Annotated in this window: 4 protein-coding genes; 1 reads left to right on the forward strand and 3 read right to left on the reverse strand. The window is 73.9% G+C overall.

What is annotated here, in order from left to right:
• Nucleotides 1-234: 234 nt before the first annotated feature.
• From B9S61_RS01860 to B9S61_RS01870, 3 genes are read right to left on the reverse strand one after another with little or no spacing between them, the layout of a single operon-like run.
• Nucleotides 235-726, reverse strand: coding sequence for a hypothetical protein (locus B9S61_RS01860; RefSeq protein WP_103540616.1), 492 nt, complete (start codon nt 724-726; stop codon nt 235-237).
• A 5-nt stretch (nt 727-731) separates the two neighbouring features.
• Entirely contained in the window at nt 732-1,307 is a 576-nt protein-coding gene (locus B9S61_RS01865; RefSeq protein ID WP_103540617.1) for an RNA polymerase sigma factor, read from the reverse strand.
• Nucleotides 1,308-1,366: 59 nt separating this feature from the next.
• Nucleotides 1,367-2,797 (reverse strand): S8/S53 family peptidase, encoded by a 1,431-nt coding sequence (locus B9S61_RS01870; protein ID WP_103540618.1) that lies wholly within the window; start codon nt 2,795-2,797, stop codon nt 1,367-1,369.
• Nucleotides 2,798-2,962: 165 nt separating this feature from the next.
• Here B9S61_RS01870 and B9S61_RS01875 point away from each other — a divergent pair.
• Nucleotides 2,963-3,729, forward strand: a 767-nt coding sequence (locus tag B9S61_RS01875; protein WP_258039504.1) for a tetratricopeptide repeat protein, incomplete at its 3' end; no start/stop codon positions are given.

A 3,729-nucleotide genomic window follows, 5' to 3' on the forward strand; every position in this document is an offset into this window, starting at 1 on the left:
CATCCGCACGAGGGAAGCCCTCGTCGGTCCACGCCCGTTGGCCGACAGGTGCGCGCTCAGCACGAGGCGCGGCACGACGTCCCGCGGGCGGCCCGCCCTCGTCCGTGCGCGGACGCACGCGGAGCAGCCGGCCCCCGTACGGACGGTCGGGGCCGGTCCGGACACGGGGCCCGGGGCGGGGACGTACCGGATGCGGCACCGGCCCCGTCGGGCCTCTCCCCGTTCCCGGGAGGATCAGACGCGGAGCCACTCCGTGGTGACCACCTCGTCGCCGGTGCGCAGGCGGAGGGCGAAGGGGCCCGAGGGGGCGGTGTCCGCGGTGAAGCGGCCCATGTCGTCGGCGGTGAGCGCGGCGGTCGGCCGCGAGCCGCCCAGGATCTCGATACGGGCCGCCCGCGGCGGCAGCACCTGGCCCATCAGGCCCTGCCCGCTCACCTCCACGTCCAGCGTCACCTCGCCGGCGCTGAACGTCAGCATGCGCGGCGGATCCGTCGCTCCCCTGACCGGGATGGCGTCGACCAGCGAGTCGAAGGTCAGCTCGGCCACCCGGGCGTCGAGGTCGTGCAGCGCGTAGGCGTCGACGGCGATCTGCAGCAGCGCGGGCGGCAGCGGGTCCAGGACGGCTGCCGCCTGCCGGAGTTCCTCCTCCAGCAGCCCGCTCCCGAAGTCCCCGTCGAGGTCCGCTTCCCATTCCGCGTCGCCGCTCGTGCCGTCCCTGCCGCTCATGTCGCTCACGCCGCCCCCCGTGCCTCGAGCCGGGCCCGCAGCCGGCGCAGACAGCGCTGGCGCAGCGGCCCGATGCTGCCCACCGCGATACCGAGCGCGGCGGACACCTCCTGATAACTGGGCGGCGGCGAGGCGATCAGCACGCGCAGCAACTGCCTGCACCGGTCGCCGAGTTCATCGAACTCCTGCCACAGCCGCCGGACCTGCTCGCTCTGTGCGGCCGTCTCCTCCGCCTCCAGCAGGGACTGCTCCGGGGTGCCGTCCTCGCTGACGCGGTCCAGCAGCTGCGGATCGTCCGTCAGCATCAGCCGGCGCGCGTTGCGGTGCACCTTCAGGCACTCGTGCCGCGCGGTGCTGGCCAGCCAGGAGCCGGCCTTCTCCGGTTCCCGGATCCGTCCGAGATGCTGGGCGAAGCGGAACCACACGGTCTGGCAGACCTCGTGCGCGTCGGCGTCGGAGAGCCGGTGCGCGCGCACCACGGACCACACCAGCGGGCCCAGCCCTTCCACGATCGCCTTCCAGGCCGCCGCGTCGCCGTCGACCGCGGACCGGACCAACGCGCCGACTTCACTACGCTCCACGGTCCCACCCCTCGTGTACGGCACGTCATGGTACGCCGTGGAGGGGACGGCTCCGGCCCTCATGCCCGCGCCGAGGGTGGCGCGACCCGCACGGGGCGCCAGGTGGGCGGCAGCAGCGCGGGGACGTGCGCTCCGCGCACTTCGGCGAACTCGGTGTTGCTGTCCATCAGTTGCCGGCGTGCCTTGCGCGGGTCGGCCTCCGCCCGCCCCGTCATGTGGGCGGCGATCAGGCCGACGGCGACGGGGGTGGCGAACGAGGTCCCGCTCCACTGGGCGAGCCCCTCGAACATCACCTGGTCCGGCTTGGCGGAGCCGCCGTCCTCGCTCAGCACACCGGTGTGCCGCGGGTGGAGGCAGGTGCAGGAGTAGGCGAATCCGTAGCGGCAGGCGTCGTAGGTGGAGTGCTGGTACACGTACGGGACAGGGGTGTCGAAGCCGGTGAGGGCGCTGGTGAGACGCTCGCCGGGCGCGTACGCCTTCACCCAGCCGCCGTGGTTGCTGAAGCAGGCGCCGAACTCGCCGTCGCCGCGCAGCGCGCCGACGGACAGCACGGCGTTCTCGTAGCCGGGCAGGTCGGCGTAGGCGGCGGGCCAGAAGGGCGTGGCGCTGCCGTTGTTGCCGGCGGCGGCGACCAACAGGGAGCGCTGCTCACGGAGTTCCCGCATGAAGGCGTCGACGCCGAGGAGGCCGTCGGTGCGGCCGTTGGAGGTGCCGGCGGAGAGGCTGATGACGTCGGGCCAGCCGTCCTCGTCTACGGCCTCGAAGAGTTTCTCGCCGAACTCGGACTCCAGGATGGCCCCGGCGTCGTTGAGCGTGCCGCGGACGGTGATGTCGGTGTTGGGGGCGACGGCGGCGACGAGTCCGGCGATGAACGTACCGTGGCCGCAGTACTGCTGGAGGATCCCGTCGTCGTCGCACTCGGCGACCTGCGCGTCGCCCCGGGTGTGGGCGAGCAGCGGGTAGGAGCGGTGGTCGCGCATGAGGCCGGTGTCGATGACGAGGACGCCGACGGCGCTGTCCGGGTCGTGGGCGGCATCGGCGGCGCCCGGGTTGGGGCGGGTGCCGGGGGCCACGGGCACGGGCTCGTCACCGGGGCAGGCGTTGACGGCGATCGACACCACGTGGTTGCGGCTGACCAGCCGGCGTCCGGCCCGGCCCTCGGTCGCCGAGAGGGCGCGCAGGGCGCCCACGACCGCCGGGTCGCCGCTGCCGTCGCCCTCTCCCGGGTCGGCGACCTGGATCCGGGTGATGCCGGAGCGGTTGGTCTCCGGGCCCGCCCGGCGCACCCGGTCGGGGGTGAGGCCGGCGAAGGTGGTGAAGTGCTGTCGCACGGTGTCCTCGACGACGCGGGCCTCCTCCCCGTCGCGGGCCAGGACGACCCCCTTCTCGTAGAGGAACTCGCCCGCGTCGTCCGGCCCCATCGCCAGGGGGACGTCGGGCATGGAGCGCTGGATCTGCGCGAACTGCTCACGGAATCGCTGTGGTGCCATGGCATGTCCTCCACTCGGGCGACGGCGGCCGGGGCCGCGGAGCTGTCGTGATAGAGAGTCGTGGGGCGGTCATTTGATACAACGTCATACCTGTGGGGTGTGGTGGTGGACCACTACCATCGTGGGGTGACAGCGGGAAGCGACACGGTGCTGGAACTGCTGCCGATGGTGTTCGCCGCCCCGGGTGAGGCGCGGGCGAGGGCGGAAGAGGTCCTGGGCGACCGTCCCGCGCCGCTGCGCGCCTCCGTCGCCCATCAGGTGATCGGTATCTGGCAGCGGGACTTCGGCGACATGCGGCTCGCCCTGAGCCATCTGCGACGGGCGCGGGCCTGGGCGGCGCGCGCGGACTCGGCCGAGCGGGAGGCGGACGTCCTCGCCACCCTCGGGGTCGCGCTGGTGCACGCGGGGCGCACCCGGCAGGGCATGGACGCCCTGCGCCGGGGTGTCGAGCGCGGTACCGGGCACACCCGCGCGCGGGTGCTGTTCCGGCGGGCGTACTCGTACTGGGTGCTGGGCCATCACAAGGAGGCGCTGGAGGACGTACGGCGGGCGATCCCCGTACTGCGGCAGGCCGATGACGTGATCTGGACGGCGCGGGCGCTGACGCTGCGGGCGACGGTGCATCTGGCGCTGGGCTCGGTCGACCGGGCGGACGCCGACTTCGCGGCGGCGGAGGCCCTGTGGGAGACCACCGGCCAGGAGCACGACAAGGCGGACGCCGTGGAGAGCCGGGGGCTGGCGGCGTTCCGCTCCGGTGACGTCCCGGCGGCGCTGCGGCTGCTCGACGAGGCGGAGGAGCGGTACGCCAAGCTGGGCACTCCCACCTTCATGCTGAGCATCCGGCGCTGCGAGGTGCTGATGGCGGCGGGGCTGGCCGCGGAGGCACTGGCCGAGGCGGACGCGGCGCTCGGCGCGCTGGACGGGATCGGCGG

This window comes from Streptomyces sp. SM1, from assembly GCF_002910825.1.
In the GTDB taxonomy this organism is placed as follows: Bacteria; Actinomycetota; Actinomycetes; order Streptomycetales; family Streptomycetaceae; genus Streptomyces; species Streptomyces okerensis.